Below are 14,499 nucleotides of genomic sequence, written 5' to 3' on the forward strand. Positions count from 1 at the left end.
TATCATATGAAAAATACAAGAAAAGCAAATATTTCGGATATAGAAGAGTTATCCGGATTGTTTGATCAATACAGGATTTTCTACCATAAGGTATCTGATATCCCGGCTGCTGAAAACTTTTTAAAAGAAAGGATCCTGAATCAGGATTCTGAAATTTTTGTTGCTCAGGAAGAAGATAAATTAATTGGTTTTGTTCAGTTATATCCTATTTTTTCCTCAACCAGAATGAAACGCTATTGGTTGCTCAATGATCTTTATGTTAATGACCAATATCGAGGAAAGGGCTATTCAAAACAGTTGATAGAAGAAGCAAAGGAGCTTTGCAAATCCTCTGATGCCTGCGGAGTGTTATTGGAAACAGGAAAAAGCAATGACATAGGAAATCAATTATATCCGGCTTGTGGTTTTAAGCTCTACGATTCTGTTAATTTCTATGAATGGAGTAATCCGGAAGAATAGAAGGAGGAGGGAAAGATTTAGGAACCAAAAATCAAGAGCCAAGAGCCAGGAATCAAGAACCAAGAGCCAGGAATCAAGATTTGATGTAATAAACATCATATAAACATTGGTCTAAATTTCATCATTTATCACTCATCACACATCAATTATCATCAATAACCCATAATCACTCACACATGACTGAATTTCAAAAATACATTCAAAGATACCTCGATCTTATTCCTTCCGGAAAATGGCAGGAAGAAATACAAAGATCAGAAGAAAAGACAACCAATATTTACTCCGCCCTTTCTGAAGAGCAATCTCATTTTACGTACGCAGAAGGAAAATGGACCTTGAAGGAATTATTATTACACCTTTCCGATACGGAAAGAGTTTTTCAATACAGGATTTTGGCGATCGCCAGAGGCGAGCAGAAAGATTTACCAGGTTTTGATGAAAATGAATACGCAAATAATTCTCATGCTAATGACAGAAGCCTGAAATCTTTACTGGATGAGTATCAGCTGGTAAGGAAATCTTCTAAGATCCTCCTTGAAAGTTTACAGCCTGATGCTTTGGCTACGGTAGGAAACGCTAACGGAAATTCTATTTCAGCAGAGACAGTAGGTAAGTTAATTGTAGGGCATAATTATCACCATCTGAATGTTATTGAAGAGAGGTATTTACCAAATTTGAAAAAATAGAATGATATTTTTTTATCATTTTTTGGGTGGGCTTTAGCCCACCTTTATTGATTATATGCTCTTGTTATAAAATTGTATTGATGTATTTTTTTATTCCGATGGCTTCAACCAAAACCTAACGGAAAATCCGTATTTTTGACATGTAAATTCAATTTGAAAAATTGTATATAAGAGATTCTTTCTCTTTCATTTTTCTCATAATTCTAAATATTAAAAATGGAAAACATTATCAATATATTAAAATCCGGTGGAACTATTCTTTATCCTACAGATACAATTTGGGGAATTGGTTGCGACGCTACTAATATAGAGGCTGTTAATAAGATCTTTGAGATTAAGAAGCGCGAAAAAAACAAGTCGATGATCATTTTGGTGGAATCTGAAAAAAGACTTCAGGACTTGGTTGATGTTCCGGAAATGGCCTGGGAAATTATTGATTTAAGTGAAAAACCGGTAACTATAGTTTATGAAAATCCTAGAGGCTTACCTGAAGAACTGTTGGCAGAAGATGGAAGTATTGGAATTCGGTTAGTGAAAAATGATTTTTGTAAAAAACTCATCACAAAACTGAATAAACCGTTGGTTTCTACTTCAGCAAATTTTAGCGGAGACAAGAGTCCGTTAAAATTTTCGGATATCTCTCCGGAGATCATTAACATGGTTGATTATGCAGTGGAAGAAGACAGGGAAAAGGTTTCCAGGTATTCCGGATCTTCAGTTATCAAAATATGGAGTGATAATAGAATCAAGGTACTTCGGGAGTAGAAAACAAGATTTTAATTATCTTTGCAAAATCATTATAACCATTAAGAGAGTGGGAAGTGGAGTCTGTTTAAAATGCATGGAATTTTAAATAAGTCCAATAACCTGGTTTCTTAATGGTTTTACATTAAATAATAAATATGTTCATTAATCTCAATCAAAATAAAAATCTAAAGCTTTTTAAAATCATTTCGGAGGTTGCAGCCCGGAATAATCAATCAGTATATATTGTTGGCGGATATGTGCGGGATTTACTGATGAAAAGAAAAGCGTCTACAGATATTGATTTTGTTACTGAACAAAGCGGAATAGAGCTTGCACAAAGCGTGGCTGCGGAAATTGATCCGAAAATGAAGGTTTCCGTGTTCAAAACCTATGGAACCGCAATGATCAAATATAAAGATCTTGAGCTGGAATTTGTGGGAGCAAGAAAGGAAAGCTATAATGAAAACAGCCGAAAGCCGGAAGTGGAAGGGGGAACATTGGAAGATGACCAGAAGAGAAGGGATTTCACGATCAATGCAATGGCAATTTCTTTAAATAAAGATAATTTCGGGGAACTTATAGACCCGTTTAATGGAGTAGAAGATTTAGAAAAAGGAATATTAAGAACCCCTTTAGAACCTGCACAGACGTATTCTGATGATCCCTTGAGAATGATGAGAGCGGTTCGTTTTGCTTCTACCTTACAGTTTACGATAGAGGAAAACTCGTTATCCGCAATCAGCCAGGAGGTAGAAAGGATTAAAATTGTTTCGAAGGAGAGGGTTATGGTAGAATTCAATAAGATTATGCTTTCTGAAAAGCCGTCTATTGGATTAAGCCTGCTGGAACAAACCGGTCTTTTAAAATACATCATTCCTGAATTGATTGAACTGAAAGGGGTAGAAGAGGTGGAAGGACAGACCCATAAAGATAACTTTTACCATACTTTGGAGGTTGTAGATAATATTTCCGTCAATACAGACAAACTTTGGTTGCGTTGGGCAGCATTACTTCATGATATTGGAAAAGCACCCACTAAAAAATTTGTTGAAGGAACCGGCTGGACTTTCCATGGTCATGAATTTTTGGGATCGAAAATGGTGAAAACCCTTTTCCAAAAGCTTAAACTTCCCTTAGGGCCAGATATGAAGTATGTACAGAAAATGGTCAAACTTTCATCCCGCCCGATCGCTTTGATTACGGATGATGCTTCTGATTCTGCTCTAAGAAGACTTTTATTCGACGCTGGTGAAGATCTTGAAGATCTGTTTACGCTTTGTAAGGCGGATATCACCACGAAAAATTCAAAAAAACAGGAAAAGTTCAAGAGGAACTTCGAATATGTAGCGGTAAAGATAAAAGAAGTAGAAGAGAAGGACCAGGTAAGGAACTTTCAGCCTCCTATATCCGGAGAAGAAATCATGGAGATGTTTCAGCTGAAGCCGGGACGTGAAATTGGAATTCTGAAAGAGAAGGTTAAAGAAGCTATTCTTGAAGGTGAAATCCAGAATGATCATGAAGAAGCAAAAAAGTATGTTATTGCAGAAGCTGAAAAGTTAGGATTGATCATCTGAGTCCAAAACTATCAATTGAAAAAAGAAAAAGATCCGGAGATTTCATTTCCGGATCTTTTTTATTTGGATGTTGTCTGGTTTCTGTAGAAGAAATCCGGGCTGCCTAAGGCAGCCCGGAAAAAACACAAATGATGAAAAAAAAATAAAATTTATTAGTCTATTAAAAAGTAGAAACTTCTTAATTTAAATACACGCCATTAGTCCCCTTACCTGTTGTAAAGGATTTGATTTTTGATCCTGAAGTAGTATATACTGTAACCTCACTGTCTTCAGTAAAGTTCTTCACATCAGACGTAAAAATCTTTCCATCTACAACACTGAATCCGTAAAGTGTATAGTATTGTCCTCCGTCTACAGCAGTAATAATAGGAGTTGTAGGAGGAGTAGTTGCCGCCATAACCATTGAGTATACTTTATTTGCTGAAGAGAAGAAATATCTTCCACCATCAATCTGAAGATTGGTTGCATTAGGAATACCTGTCAACGTTGTTGTTTTCGTAATGCTTCCGGTACTTGAAATCTGATAAATATATGAGTCAGTAGTTCCTGTAGCAATAACATATACATTACCATTGTAGGAAATTGTTTTGTTGATATTTACATTGGGCAATGTAATTACAGATTGTACATCATTATTCGAAGTATTGATGTAAGTTATTTTGTTTCCGAATCCAAAGCTTGCATTTTGAACAAAAATATTTCCTCCTGCTTCAACAATTCTTTCAACGTTATCCGTGAATGTAATTTTCTTAACAAAAGATAGATCTGAATTTTTATAAATACTTACATATTTAGCTCCCTGATATTTATCATTGGTTACATAGATATTATTATTGGCAACTGCAACATAACGGGGATTATCTATTTGATTGGTAATTTCACCTGCACTTTTAAAAGTATATCGATTTACTACCTGGATTTTATTTGAGTTGTTTAACAAGAGATACGCTTTATCCCCGTTGAATGCCATAGCTTGTAAAACATCACCCAATTGGTTTCCATTATTATTTTTGGAAAAGATGCTGTTTTGACTAAAAGTTAAGTCTCTTGAAACGAAAGTTACTTCTGCATTTGGCTTTCCGAAATTTCCTTCGTTCGAAATTAAATATCCGTTTTCATAAGTTACTACAGGCAAAGTATTATCGCTATCAGTACTACAGGAAATATTGAAAAGTAGTACTACAGCAAATAAAAGTTGTAAAAGTCTAGTTATTTTCATGTTATTTTTTATTAAAAATTTATCGTTGCGGAAATACTGTAATTACGTTTTGGCATCGGATAATAAGACACCGTTTCATAAACAGTATTGGTTAAATTATTGATTTTAAAACCTAAGACATATTTTTTTAAGATCGTTGCTGATACACCCGTGTTCATGACGAAATAAGAATCTATGGCATCTTCTCTTTTTTCATCTGTTGTAGTGTATGTAAGACCATTAAAAACTCCCTGAACATAAAGTTTTAGGAAAGAATACTGATAATCAAAATTTCCAAAAACCTTATGGAGAGGGACATACATCATTTGCTTTTTAGTTTCCTGATTGATGGATTTTGCAAGTGTATATCCTATATTAAATCTAAAATGGTGTTCTTTAAGCTGTTTATCAAAAGTAATCTGTGATTCTAAACCATAAGATTTCACTTTATTGATATTAACTGGTGACCAATATCCGTAAGCTGTCGGCAACCACACTATATTATCCGATATATAAAGATAATACGGACTTAATGCAAGTTTAAAATTACCCCATTTAAACTCATGGTCCATATCCATCTGGTAAGACCTTTCCGGTTTTAGGTTTGGATTTCCTCCGGGATTCCAATACAGATCATTGAATGTTGGAAATCTGAAATTTCTGGATACATTTACTCCAAGATTATACCATTGTACCGGACTCCATTTTCCTGAGAATGAGTAAAGCAATGGTGAGCTTATATTCTCCACAAAATCCTTTTTAACACCAGCTTCAAAACGCAGATCTTTCGTCGGAAAATATCGTATTAATCCCGCTAAAGAGCCTACATTTCTACTTACATTACCAATTCCTTCAGTTTTTACACCTTGGAGATCAGGCTGATACCCTTCACCTTTGTTTACCTGGAATTCGGTGATGATGTTGACATTAAGTTCAGGTACGATGAAATAATTAAAATCATTTTTAAAGATATAATTTTTCCCTGTTGAACCACTGGTCTTCGGGGCATTATAATTGCCAAAATATTGGAAATTTTCTTCTGTGTAAGCAGCTTTTAAGCTATTTGAAAATTTATTTTTAGTAATATCCCAGGAAAGTAAGCTTCTGGTGCTTTGTGTCTCGTATTTTGTACGGTTGCCATTCTCTACAAAAATCGGATAATTCTGTGTCGAATCAAAAAACTGACTTTGCCATGAGATCGTCTGATGTCTCGCAATTTTATAGGAGATTCCAACATTAAACGTACTGTTAAAGTATTTGCCGTTTCTATTAATATAGTTTTTTTCTTCGACTTTATAATCATTCTGACTGATCGAATGATTTCCTGAGACTTTAAAACTCAGCTTTTCATTGCTGTAGGAGGCCGTTCCGAAATTATTAAAAGTACCAAATGATCCACCCTCAGAATACAGGGAGGCTTTAAAACCTTTATTGAAATCCAGATTATTATTGAGATGTATACTTCCGCCGATTGCACCACTTCCGTATATTACACTTCCGCCACCGGCTTTCACTCCGATCTCATCATATCCGAAAAGAGGAATATTATTAATGTCTCCCTGACCAAGAAATATCGAATTGATATTGATTCCATTCCAAACAAAGGCTGTCTGTGGAGCAGAGGTTCCTCTGAACGAAGGCGAAGAAACTGCACCTCGTCCGTTTTCCTTGATATAAATACTGGATTGGAAGCGTAAAAGTTCTGAAAGATTCGTGGAATTCTTTTCAGCATCCTGAGGAGTAATGGGAGTAACCTTATGAAAAAGTTTTACCTTGTTCATCTGATTGTCAAAAATATAAACGGTATCGATTGCTTTCTCTTGTCCCAGACAAAGAAAATAAGCAGATGACGATAAAAGCAGTACTAAGGTTTTTTTCATACTATTTTACTTTTCCACCGAAAGCAATATATTTTTGATATTATCATTTTGGCAGGTCTCCTGACTTTCGCATTTCTATACCTTCCCGTTTTCACAGTGGTTTATTATAGAAATTTTAATTGCGATCTACAGTTGCGGGGACAGTCTGGGATTTTCACCCAATTCCCTATTATTTCAATAGCTTGAAAACCAAAATTTTTGCAAAGATAAGTTTTTAAAAAGAAATCTCAGTCGTATCTGTTAATTTGTAATCAAAACAATGGTCTGCAGAAAAAATAACGTTTCCCAGAACCTCAGAATTGAGAGTTTCACGATTACAAGAACGTCGAGTCAAAGTAAAATGGCAATAGATCTTTAATCGAATTTACCTTAACGATTTCATCATTCATACTGGAAAAATAAAGATCAATATTTTCTTTTTGTTTTGTTTCGTATTCAATAAGACTTTGTCTGCAGGCGCCACACGGGGGAATCGGTGGTGTTTTTTCAGAAGATTCTTTAGGGCCTCCTACGATAAAAATCTTTTTGATCTTTTCCTCAGGGAAATTTGCACCTATCCAGAATAGAGCTGTTCTTTCAGCACAAAGTCCGGATGGAAAAGCTGCATTTTCCTGATTGTTACCGGAAAATACTTCTCCGTTTTCAAGTAATACGGAGCACCCGACCAAAAATTGGGAATAAGGGGCATAAGCATTTTCGCGGGCTTGTTTTGCTCTTTCGAAAAGTTTTTTTTCTATATCGTTCAGTTCAGAGCTATTTTTAAAATATTCGTAGCCGATCTGTATATCTTTTTTCATATATTTATTGGAGCCTAAAAAGGGGAGGTAAAATTAGTTCTTTTTAATCACGTGGGCAACCCGGGATTATTTCCTCTTCATTAGTAAAATTCAAAAATTAATAGACAATGTTATATACTCCGATACAATTCAGAAATATTAAACTCTCTAACCGATGGGTTATGTCACCTATGTGTATGTATTCAAGTGAAAACGGAATGGCTAATGACTTTCATTTCGTACATTACGGAAGCAGATCACAAGGTGGTACCGGACTGATAATGATTGAAGCAACGGGTGTTGAACCCCGGGGAAGGATCACTAATAAATGTATGGGAATATGGAATGACGAACAGGCTGAAAAACTTCAGCAGATTGTCAACTTTGTCCACTCCAATTCTGAGAGTAAAATCGGAATCCAGCTGGCACATGCCGGAAGAAAAGGCTCTACCTGGAATAATATTCAAATTCCAGTGGAAGAGGGGTGGGAAACTCTGGCACCTAGCCCGATTCCTTATCATCCTACAGAAAGAATTCCACACGCTCTGACGCTGGAAGAAATCAAAACTCAGGTTCAGAATTTTAAAGAAGCTGCAAGAAGAGCTGTGAAAGCAGGATTTGATATTATAGAGATCCACGGAGCGCATGGATATTTAGTTCATCAGTTTTTATCTCCGCTTTCGAATATACGAACAGATGAATATGGAGGCAGCTTCGAAAACAGAATACGATTTTTAATAGAAATAGTAGATGCGGTAAACGATGAACTGAATGATAATACTGCATTGTTTGTGAGAATCTCAGGAACAGAATATGCTGAAAATGGATGGGATATCGAAAGCAGTGTAGAGCTTGCAAAAATACTGAAGCAGCATAAGGTGGATTTAGTGGACGTTTCAAGTGGTGGGAATATTCATGGAGCAAAGATTGCTGTCTTTGAAGGTTATCAGGTCCCCTTATCATCACAGGTAAAAAATAAAGCTGAAGTGAAGACGGGAGCAGTAGGTTTGATCACAAAAATAGAGCAGGCTGAGGATATTTTACAGAAGGGTGATGCCGATCTTATTTTTGTAGCCAGGGAAATTCTTAGAAATCCATATATTGCAGTTCAGGGATCCTTTGAAATGAATGAAAACTGTTTTTTCCCACATCAATATCTAAGAGCTAAAATTTCTTCTTAATTTTAGAAACCAAAATAAAAGTTCAGGAAATGAAGATTGAAGATTTTATGCTACCTTGTCCAAGTAAAAAATTCTTAGGAATTGAATGTTTTGGTTGTGGTACCCAAAGGGCAATTGTTTTAGTCTTTGAAGGAAAATTTTCAGAGGCTTTTCATATGTTTCCTGCGGTCTACACCTTACTTCTTTTTTTGTTTATGGTAGGAGTGAACTTTATTGATAAAAAAAGAAGCTATGGTAATATACTGGTTTTTTTAGCCATTATTAATTCAATTATCATGGTGGTTTCTTATTTTTATAAACATCCTTTAACATTACATTAAATTATTAAAATAACTAACTATGAATCAAAAATTACCAAACGCGACAACCGTACTAGTACTAGGAATCGTCGCTATCCTCGGAAGCTGTTGTTGTAACGGGATTGTAGGTGTAATCTGTGGATTAATCGGAATGAATCTGTACAATAAAGATAATGCGCTGTATCTTCAGAATCCGGGAGTATATTCAGACTATGATAACCTTAAAACAGGAAGAATATTATGCATCATTGGTCTGATTATAGGAGTTCTGAGTCTTGCCTATATGATCTTTGTCCTTTCTACTGTCGGTTGGGACGGATATATGGAGCAGATTAATCAGCTTAAAAATATGGGAAAATAACTTTAATGATATGATCGAACTGAATGACCGCAATTTTGCGGTCATTTTTTGTTGGTAGGTTGTTTGTAATTTTCTTTAATATGATATGTAAATAGGGAATTTTATCGGAAACATGATTTATTTAATGGTATTTATTCATGTAAACCAGTATGTTATTAGTAAATTGAAGTATATAAATTTCAAATATTAATTATATGAAAGCAGTACGTTTTTTCGGACATAAAGATGTCCGTGTTGTAGATGATATGGAAATCCCAAAACCATCAGGAGAAGAAGTATTATTAAAGATTGGAGGTGCCGGTGTTTGTCATTCGGATTTGCATATTATAGATGAAGGTACAGTTTCAGGTTCTGTTTTTACTTTGGGACATGAGAATGCGGGATGGATTGAAGAAATCGGTTCAGATGTCAAAGGATATAAAAAAGGGGATGCTGTCTTAGTCTATGGACCTTGGGGCTGCGGGCATTGTAAACCCTGTCAGCAATCAAAAGAGAACTATTGTGACCATCAGTCAGAAATGGCGTATGGTGGAGGATTAGGACTGAATGGCGGGATGGCAGAATATATGCTTGTTCCATCGTCCCGTTTATTGGTTCCTATTTATGATCTCGATCCCGTTATAGCTGCACCACTTACCGATGCTGCTTTAACCCCGTATTCAGCCATCAAAAGGTCACTGGATAAGTTGATGGCAGATGAGTATGTGGTGGTGATCGGTGTTGGGGGATTAGGGCATGTTGCACTTCAGATTTTACGGGAGATCAGCGGAGCTGAAATTATTGCATGTGATGTCACAGAAGATAAGCTGGCCTTTGCCAGAGAGCTTGGAGCTTCTTACACCATTAATTCCAAAGATGCTGATGCTGCAGAACAGATCAAAAAGATTACCGGAATAAAAAAGGCTAAAGTAGTATTGGATTTTGTTGGAGCAACTTCGACCATTGAGTTGGGAACTAAGGTTGTAAGCCTTGACGGAGACCTTACCATTGTAGGATTGGGAGGAGGACATTATCAATACAATATGTCCGGATTGCCATTTGGGGTAAGTATGACTAATCCTTACTGGGGCTCCCGGGTGGAACTGATGGAGGTTGTAGGACTTGCCAGACAAAAGAAAATCCATATTGAAATTGAAAAATATAAGCTCGATCAGGCTAATGAGGTTTATGACCGGCTAAGAGAAGGGAAAATCAAAGGCAGAGCGGTCTTGATTCCCTGATATTTAAACTACCAATAAAAAGCCTTCTCTTAATAAAGAGAAGGCTTTTTTTATTTTAAATAAAATCCTGAAAGCTTATTTAACGATAAACTTAAGACTGGAATTATCCAGTTTTAAGATATAGATACCTTGCTCAAGATTTTTAATTTTAATTGAATTCCTGCTGTTTTTGAAGGGGCTGTTAATTGTTTGCATTACTTTTCCTTGCAAATTATAGATCTCAGCTTTTTTAATATTCTGAGTTTCTCCTTTTATGAAGATCTCCTGATTTGAAATGGGATTAGGATAAACCTGTAAATCTTTTGACTCAGGCTGAACATCAGAAGAGATACTCTTGCTTTGCTTTCCTGTTCCGGAATAGCAAGTCCAGCTTAGGTTGTCAAGAGCTACACGATTGCTTGATGAATTATTATCCAATGTCACTACTACATTCCCGGAAACATTAATATTATTGATTGTTGTGGTTGCAGTTGTTGCACTGTAAGGAATTGTTCCCACCTGTACTCCGTTTACCAAAACATTAAAGGTTCCTGCGCTTCCGCTGAATTTTAATTGAGTAGTTACCGTTAATGATCCGATACCATTAGCTGAGCTGCTCGATTTTAAAGAACCATCACGAACAGTAATCGCCTTATTGGAAATCGTCTGATCGGTTCTTGCATCTGTTGCAGTCCAGGTAATTCCACCATTGGTCCATGTTCTTGTAGAATAGCTTGATGAACTTCCCGTAGGAATGGTTTCAAAATTTTCATTGACACAATCTGTACCTGGATTCGTTGTTCCTCCGGATTCTGTAGTTGCAGAAACTGTTGAGCTGTCGGAAGATGTATTTCCAGCCGCATCCTTAGCTACTACATAAAAAGTATAAGTTGTGGATGAACTCAATCCTGAAATTGTTGCAGAAGTTGAAGCTACATTGGTTTTTAAGCTTCCGTTCATATAAACGTCGTAAGAGGAAACGCCAACATTATCCGTTGAGGCAGTCCATGAAAGAGATACACTACTTGATGTTTTACCTGAAACACTAAGGCCCGTAACTGTTGTAGGTGCCTGAGTATCGTTTGATGGTTGTTGAGATCCCCAGATCTGATCTACATAAGCAGGATTGTCAATAAAAGGATTTCTATTGCCCTGATAAGTATAAGAAGCATTATTTCTTAAGATTTCTGCCTGAGAAACAGGATCCTGATTATGCCATGCTAAAAGAACATTAAGCTCCCAGGTTTGTAACCCCGGAAAAGCTGTGTTTCCTAGCATATTACCTGAAGAGAAAGAAGAAAGCTTACTTTGATAACGCGTTACAAAATAAAAGATCATTCTGGCCACATCTCCTTTGAATTCATCAATTGGCTCGAAAACTGTTCCCGAATACCCTGAGGATACGGAGTTTCCTAATTTTGATCCATTTTTGGATGTAAATGTTGCTGTTCCTACTTTTCCGAAAGGATAATTGGATCTCATTCCGTTTACTTTACCATCGGTAGCTCTGATGAAGTTGATATCTGAAACCATCGGTGATGCTTCATTAAACAAGCTTTGTGGTACAATATGTTCACGGTTATAGCAATTTCCTTCTACTGAATAAGTTCCGCATTGATTCGTCACCGGAGTATAGTTGTACGGATCCGCGCCATTGGGCTTCTCGGAATAAATATCCATGATAGATCCGTCGTTTTCATAAGTTTTATCAATATCGGTAGTTTTATATCCGGTCCAAAGTCCTCCATAACCTTTGTCCTGGTGACCATTGGTAATAATGGAGCTGAGTTCTGTTTTCAAAGCAGCTCCTGTTAATCCATTGGCAGAAGAATAGTATCCTGCAGGAGCCTGGGCTTTAGCAATACCTGCTAAAGCAAGAAATAAGATAATTTTTTTCATATTTAATAAAATTTAGGGTGTAAGATTACTACATTTTTATGAAATGAAAAATTACATTTCTGTTAATTTTGGCCGTTTATATTATGTATGGTATATATTTGATAAGATAACTACCGTGATGAACTACAAATTAATAAAAAAAGCCAATGCAAAATCATGCATTGGCTCAGTATAATTGATTTAAAATAATCTTTATTTTCTTTGTGGAGGATAGTTCTTCATAATTTCCGCCATAATTTCAGGGATCTGTCTTTGTTTAGCTCTTGGTGAGTCTACAGATATTCCGCTTCCTATACCTTGCCAAACCAGCTTATTGCTTTTCGTATCTACCAGGTCTACAATTAATGCTCCTTCATTATAGTTACTGGTCCATGTTCTGTTCATTCCGATACCCCATCCAAAAGGTCCTCCCCATCCCCACATTCCGTATGGTGAATAACTGTTGATATCCGTTACTTTTTTATGATTAGCTTTTACATTAACAATAAGATCCGGATTTTCTCCAGAAGAAAGACCTTTGCTTTGCAGCTGTTTTGATAATTCATTCAAAACCCTGTCTTTATCAATATCATTAAGTTTCAAATCATCAATTCTTATTTTGTATGTTTTATAAGAAGTGAAATTAGCAGTTTCGGCATAGTCAGAACGAACCTGAAAAGGGCTGCAGGAGGTTAAACCTAAAGTAGCCGCAGCTAACAAAATAAAAATATATTTTTTCATTTTATTTATTTTTTTTATCGTTTTTAATGAATGTATCAGTCTTTTTATCGTATCCGTAAGGACAATGTCTACAGCCACTCTTACAACAATATCCTCGCTTCAGATGAAACTTTTCTGTAAAGACTTTATATCCCTGTTCGTTATAGTAGAAGTCTTCATGTTCTTTGATGTCAAAATGAGCCATAAGTTAAATCTTGATCAAAAACTTTTATATTTGTTATTATGATAATTGTGTGCCAAAAACCATTAAAAAAATTAAAAATTAATGGTATTGCTCTTTTTCCTTTTATCTTCGTAAGAAAACCCGAAGATAAGGAAAATAATGTATTGATCAATCACGAAAAAATTCATTTAAGACAACAACTGGAACTGTTGATTATTTTCTTTTATATCTTTTATGTTATAGAATATTACTATCACTTTTTCAGGTTAAAAGATGCTTATCTGGCTTACCGGAGTATTTCATTTGAAAAAGAAGCCTATGCTATGGAAGATGATGGAGGTTATCTTAAGAGCAGAAAACTTTGGAGTTTTTGGAAGTACAGATAGATAAGATTTAAAAATGGTAATTTTGCCCTTAGTTCAGTCTTACTTTAAAACAAAATGATTTTACAGATTCCTGCAGAGCCTATTCCGATTGATGAAATAAAGATGGATAAGAATATCAGTCTTTTTCTTAAGAGAGAAGATCTTGTCCACCCACTGATTTCCGGGAATAAGTATTGGAAACTTTTTCATAATGTTAATACCTATCTTCAAAAACGAATTGAAAATCCACTCATCATCACTTTTGGCGGTGCTTATTCTAATCATATTTCAGCAGTTTCAGCGATAGGGAAGTTAGCAGGAGTTCGTACAGTTGGAATTATAAGAGGAGAAGAACTCTCTAAAAAATGGCGTGATAATCCAACACTTCTCTTTGCATTCAGGAATGGAATGAATCTGAAATTTGTTTCGCGTGAGGAATATCGTAATAAAGAAAAATTATCTGAGTTTTTGCAGCATGAATTTCCGGATGCCCTAATCATTCCCGAAGGAGGTACCAATGAAGATGCCGTTCGTGGCGTGAAAATGATGCTGAATCATGAAACAAAAGATTTTGATTATCTTTGCACCGCAGTTGGAACCGGAGGAACAATTGCCGGCATCTCTAATTTTTGTGAAGATAATCAGCAGGTTATAGGATTTAAGGTGGTTGGTGATTCTTCATTAGAGGATACCATAGCCCAATTAACCTTGAAGAAAAATTATCATCTAATAGATTCTGATTTTGGAGGTTATGGGAAAATAACGGATGAGAATATCCGTTTTATAAATGATTTTAAAGAGAAATACCAGATTCCGCTGGAGCCGATTTATACAGGGAAAATGATGCAGAAGGTTTTTGAACTGATAGAAGATGGATATTTTCCTGAGAATAGTAGAATTTTATGCTTCCATACCGGCGGTTTGCAGGGAATTGAAGGCGCAAATTTGCTTTTAGAAAAACAAAATAGAAAATTAATTATATAAAGTAAAAA

16 protein-coding genes and 1 riboswitch are annotated in these 14,499 nt (G+C 35.7%); of the genes, 10 read left to right on the forward strand and 6 right to left on the reverse strand.

Annotated features, from left to right (window positions below; all coding sequences use genetic code 11):
* Positions 1-6: 6 nt before the first annotated feature.
* From AAEU33_RS10205 to AAEU33_RS10220, 4 genes are all read left to right on the forward strand, one after another.
* Positions 7-459, forward strand: a complete 453-nt coding sequence (locus AAEU33_RS10205; RefSeq protein ID WP_172279812.1) for a GNAT family N-acetyltransferase — start codon at positions 7-9, stop codon at positions 457-459.
* Between the two features lie 176 nt (positions 460-635).
* Complete coding sequence (locus AAEU33_RS10210) at positions 636-1,145, forward strand: DinB family protein (protein WP_273648777.1); 510 nt, start codon at positions 636-638, stop codon at positions 1,143-1,145.
* Between the two features lie 216 nt (positions 1,146-1,361).
* Entirely contained in the window at positions 1,362-1,910 is a 549-nt protein-coding gene (locus AAEU33_RS10215) for an L-threonylcarbamoyladenylate synthase (RefSeq protein ID WP_273648775.1), read from the forward strand.
* A 137-nt stretch (positions 1,911-2,047) separates the two neighbouring features.
* Positions 2,048-3,466: an HD domain-containing protein gene (locus AAEU33_RS10220; protein WP_273648773.1), complete on the forward strand. Its 1,419-nt coding sequence runs from the start codon at positions 2,048-2,050 to the stop codon at positions 3,464-3,466.
* A gap of 178 nt (positions 3,467-3,644) precedes the next feature.
* On the opposite strand, the gene AAEU33_RS10225 is transcribed toward AAEU33_RS10220, so the two are convergent.
* The 3 genes from AAEU33_RS10225 to AAEU33_RS10235 all read right to left on the reverse strand — a co-directional run bounded on the left by AAEU33_RS10225 (position 3,645) and on the right by AAEU33_RS10235 (position 7,341).
* On the reverse strand, positions 3,645-4,685 hold the full coding sequence (locus AAEU33_RS10225; protein ID WP_273648771.1) for a hypothetical protein: 1,041 nt from the start codon (positions 4,683-4,685) through the stop codon (positions 3,645-3,647).
* 11 nt (positions 4,686-4,696) lie between these two features.
* Positions 4,697-6,544, reverse strand: a complete 1,848-nt coding sequence (locus AAEU33_RS10230; RefSeq protein WP_172279802.1) for a TonB-dependent receptor — start codon at positions 6,542-6,544, stop codon at positions 4,697-4,699.
* Between the two features lie 32 nt (positions 6,545-6,576).
* Positions 6,577-6,753, reverse strand: a riboswitch (cobalamin riboswitch).
* Positions 6,754-6,858: 105 nt separating this feature from the next.
* Positions 6,859-7,341, reverse strand: a complete 483-nt coding sequence (locus AAEU33_RS10235; RefSeq protein WP_345992466.1) for a cytidine deaminase — start codon at positions 7,339-7,341, stop codon at positions 6,859-6,861.
* Between the two features lie 107 nt (positions 7,342-7,448).
* Between AAEU33_RS10235 and namA the strand changes: the two genes are divergently transcribed.
* The 4 genes from namA to AAEU33_RS10255 all read left to right on the forward strand — a co-directional run bounded on the left by namA (position 7,449) and on the right by AAEU33_RS10255 (position 10,381).
* Entirely contained in the window at positions 7,449-8,501 is a 1,053-nt protein-coding gene (gene namA / locus AAEU33_RS10240) for an NADPH dehydrogenase NamA (protein ID WP_345992468.1), read from the forward strand.
* A gap of 29 nt (positions 8,502-8,530) precedes the next feature.
* Positions 8,531-8,821, forward strand: a complete 291-nt coding sequence (locus tag AAEU33_RS10245) for a DUF2752 domain-containing protein (protein WP_345992470.1) — start codon at positions 8,531-8,533, stop codon at positions 8,819-8,821.
* A 19-nt stretch (positions 8,822-8,840) separates the two neighbouring features.
* A complete protein-coding gene (locus AAEU33_RS10250) occupies positions 8,841-9,161 on the forward strand; it encodes a CCC motif membrane protein (RefSeq protein WP_273648764.1) in 321 nt (106 codons plus the stop codon).
* Positions 9,162-9,355: 194 nt separating this feature from the next.
* Positions 9,356-10,381 carry an NAD(P)-dependent alcohol dehydrogenase gene (locus tag AAEU33_RS10255; RefSeq protein ID WP_345992473.1) on the forward strand — a complete coding sequence of 342 codons (1,026 nt, stop codon included), beginning with the start codon at positions 9,356-9,358 and terminating at the stop codon, positions 10,379-10,381.
* 75 nt (positions 10,382-10,456) lie between these two features.
* On the opposite strand, the gene AAEU33_RS10260 is transcribed toward AAEU33_RS10255, so the two are convergent.
* The 3 genes from AAEU33_RS10260 to AAEU33_RS10270 all read right to left on the reverse strand — a co-directional run bounded on the left by AAEU33_RS10260 (position 10,457) and on the right by AAEU33_RS10270 (position 13,163).
* A complete protein-coding gene (locus tag AAEU33_RS10260) occupies positions 10,457-12,259 on the reverse strand; it encodes an endonuclease (RefSeq protein ID WP_345992474.1) in 1,803 nt (600 codons plus the stop codon).
* Between the two features lie 192 nt (positions 12,260-12,451).
* Positions 12,452-12,979: a DUF4136 domain-containing protein gene (locus AAEU33_RS10265; RefSeq protein WP_172279788.1), complete on the reverse strand. Its 528-nt coding sequence runs from the start codon at positions 12,977-12,979 to the stop codon at positions 12,452-12,454.
* A 1-nt stretch (position 12,980) separates the two neighbouring features.
* The gene (locus AAEU33_RS10270) at positions 12,981-13,163 is read right to left on the reverse strand and encodes a DUF5522 domain-containing protein (protein WP_089027353.1); all 183 of its coding nucleotides are present in this window, start codon (positions 13,161-13,163) and stop codon (positions 12,981-12,983) included.
* A 38-nt stretch (positions 13,164-13,201) separates the two neighbouring features.
* Between AAEU33_RS10270 and AAEU33_RS10275 the strand changes: the two genes are divergently transcribed.
* Together AAEU33_RS10275 and AAEU33_RS10280 are read left to right on the forward strand one after the other, a co-directional pair.
* Complete coding sequence (locus AAEU33_RS10275; protein ID WP_273648758.1) at positions 13,202-13,528, forward strand: hypothetical protein; 327 nt, start codon at positions 13,202-13,204, stop codon at positions 13,526-13,528.
* A 54-nt stretch (positions 13,529-13,582) separates the two neighbouring features.
* Complete coding sequence (locus AAEU33_RS10280; RefSeq protein ID WP_345992477.1) at positions 13,583-14,491, forward strand: pyridoxal-phosphate dependent enzyme; 909 nt, start codon at positions 13,583-13,585, stop codon at positions 14,489-14,491.
* Positions 14,492-14,499 lie beyond the last annotated feature (8 nt).

This window comes from Chryseobacterium sp. Chry.R1 (assembly GCF_039645525.1).
Classification (GTDB): Bacteria; Bacteroidota; Bacteroidia; order Flavobacteriales; family Weeksellaceae; genus Chryseobacterium; species Chryseobacterium proteolyticum.

Excerpts from the sequence above, each read along its gene's own strand:
- AAEU33_RS10250 (WP_273648764.1), top strand. The coding sequence starts at position 8,841 with ATGAATCAAAAATTACCAAACGCGACAACCGTACTAGTACTAGGAATC.
- AAEU33_RS10275 (WP_273648758.1), top strand. The coding sequence starts at position 13,202 with ATGATAATTGTGTGCCAAAAACCATTAAAAAAATTAAAAATTAATGGT.
- AAEU33_RS10215 (WP_273648775.1), top strand. The coding sequence starts at position 1,362 with ATGGAAAACATTATCAATATATTAAAATCCGGTGGAACTATTCTTTAT.
- AAEU33_RS10230 (WP_172279802.1), bottom strand. The coding sequence starts at position 6,544 with ATGAAAAAAACCTTAGTACTGCTTTTATCGTCATCTGCTTATTTTCTT.
- AAEU33_RS10220 (WP_273648773.1), top strand. The coding sequence starts at position 2,048 with ATGTTCATTAATCTCAATCAAAATAAAAATCTAAAGCTTTTTAAAATC.
- AAEU33_RS10225 (WP_273648771.1), bottom strand. The coding sequence starts at position 4,685 with ATGAAAATAACTAGACTTTTACAACTTTTATTTGCTGTAGTACTACTT.
- AAEU33_RS10235 (WP_345992466.1), bottom strand. The coding sequence starts at position 7,341 with ATGAAAAAAGATATACAGATCGGCTACGAATATTTTAAAAATAGCTCT.
- AAEU33_RS10270 (WP_089027353.1), bottom strand. The coding sequence starts at position 13,163 with ATGGCTCATTTTGACATCAAAGAACATGAAGACTTCTACTATAACGAA.
- AAEU33_RS10245 (WP_345992470.1), top strand. The coding sequence starts at position 8,531 with ATGAAGATTGAAGATTTTATGCTACCTTGTCCAAGTAAAAAATTCTTA.
- AAEU33_RS10280 (WP_345992477.1), top strand. The coding sequence starts at position 13,583 with ATGATTTTACAGATTCCTGCAGAGCCTATTCCGATTGATGAAATAAAG.
- AAEU33_RS10205 (WP_172279812.1), top strand. The coding sequence starts at position 7 with ATGAAAAATACAAGAAAAGCAAATATTTCGGATATAGAAGAGTTATCC.
- AAEU33_RS10210 (WP_273648777.1), top strand. The coding sequence starts at position 636 with ATGACTGAATTTCAAAAATACATTCAAAGATACCTCGATCTTATTCCT.
- AAEU33_RS10265 (WP_172279788.1), bottom strand. The coding sequence starts at position 12,979 with ATGAAAAAATATATTTTTATTTTGTTAGCTGCGGCTACTTTAGGTTTA.
- AAEU33_RS10255 (WP_345992473.1), top strand. The coding sequence starts at position 9,356 with ATGAAAGCAGTACGTTTTTTCGGACATAAAGATGTCCGTGTTGTAGAT.
- AAEU33_RS10260 (WP_345992474.1), bottom strand. The coding sequence starts at position 12,259 with ATGAAAAAAATTATCTTATTTCTTGCTTTAGCAGGTATTGCTAAAGCC.
- namA (WP_345992468.1), top strand. The coding sequence starts at position 7,449 with ATGTTATATACTCCGATACAATTCAGAAATATTAAACTCTCTAACCGA.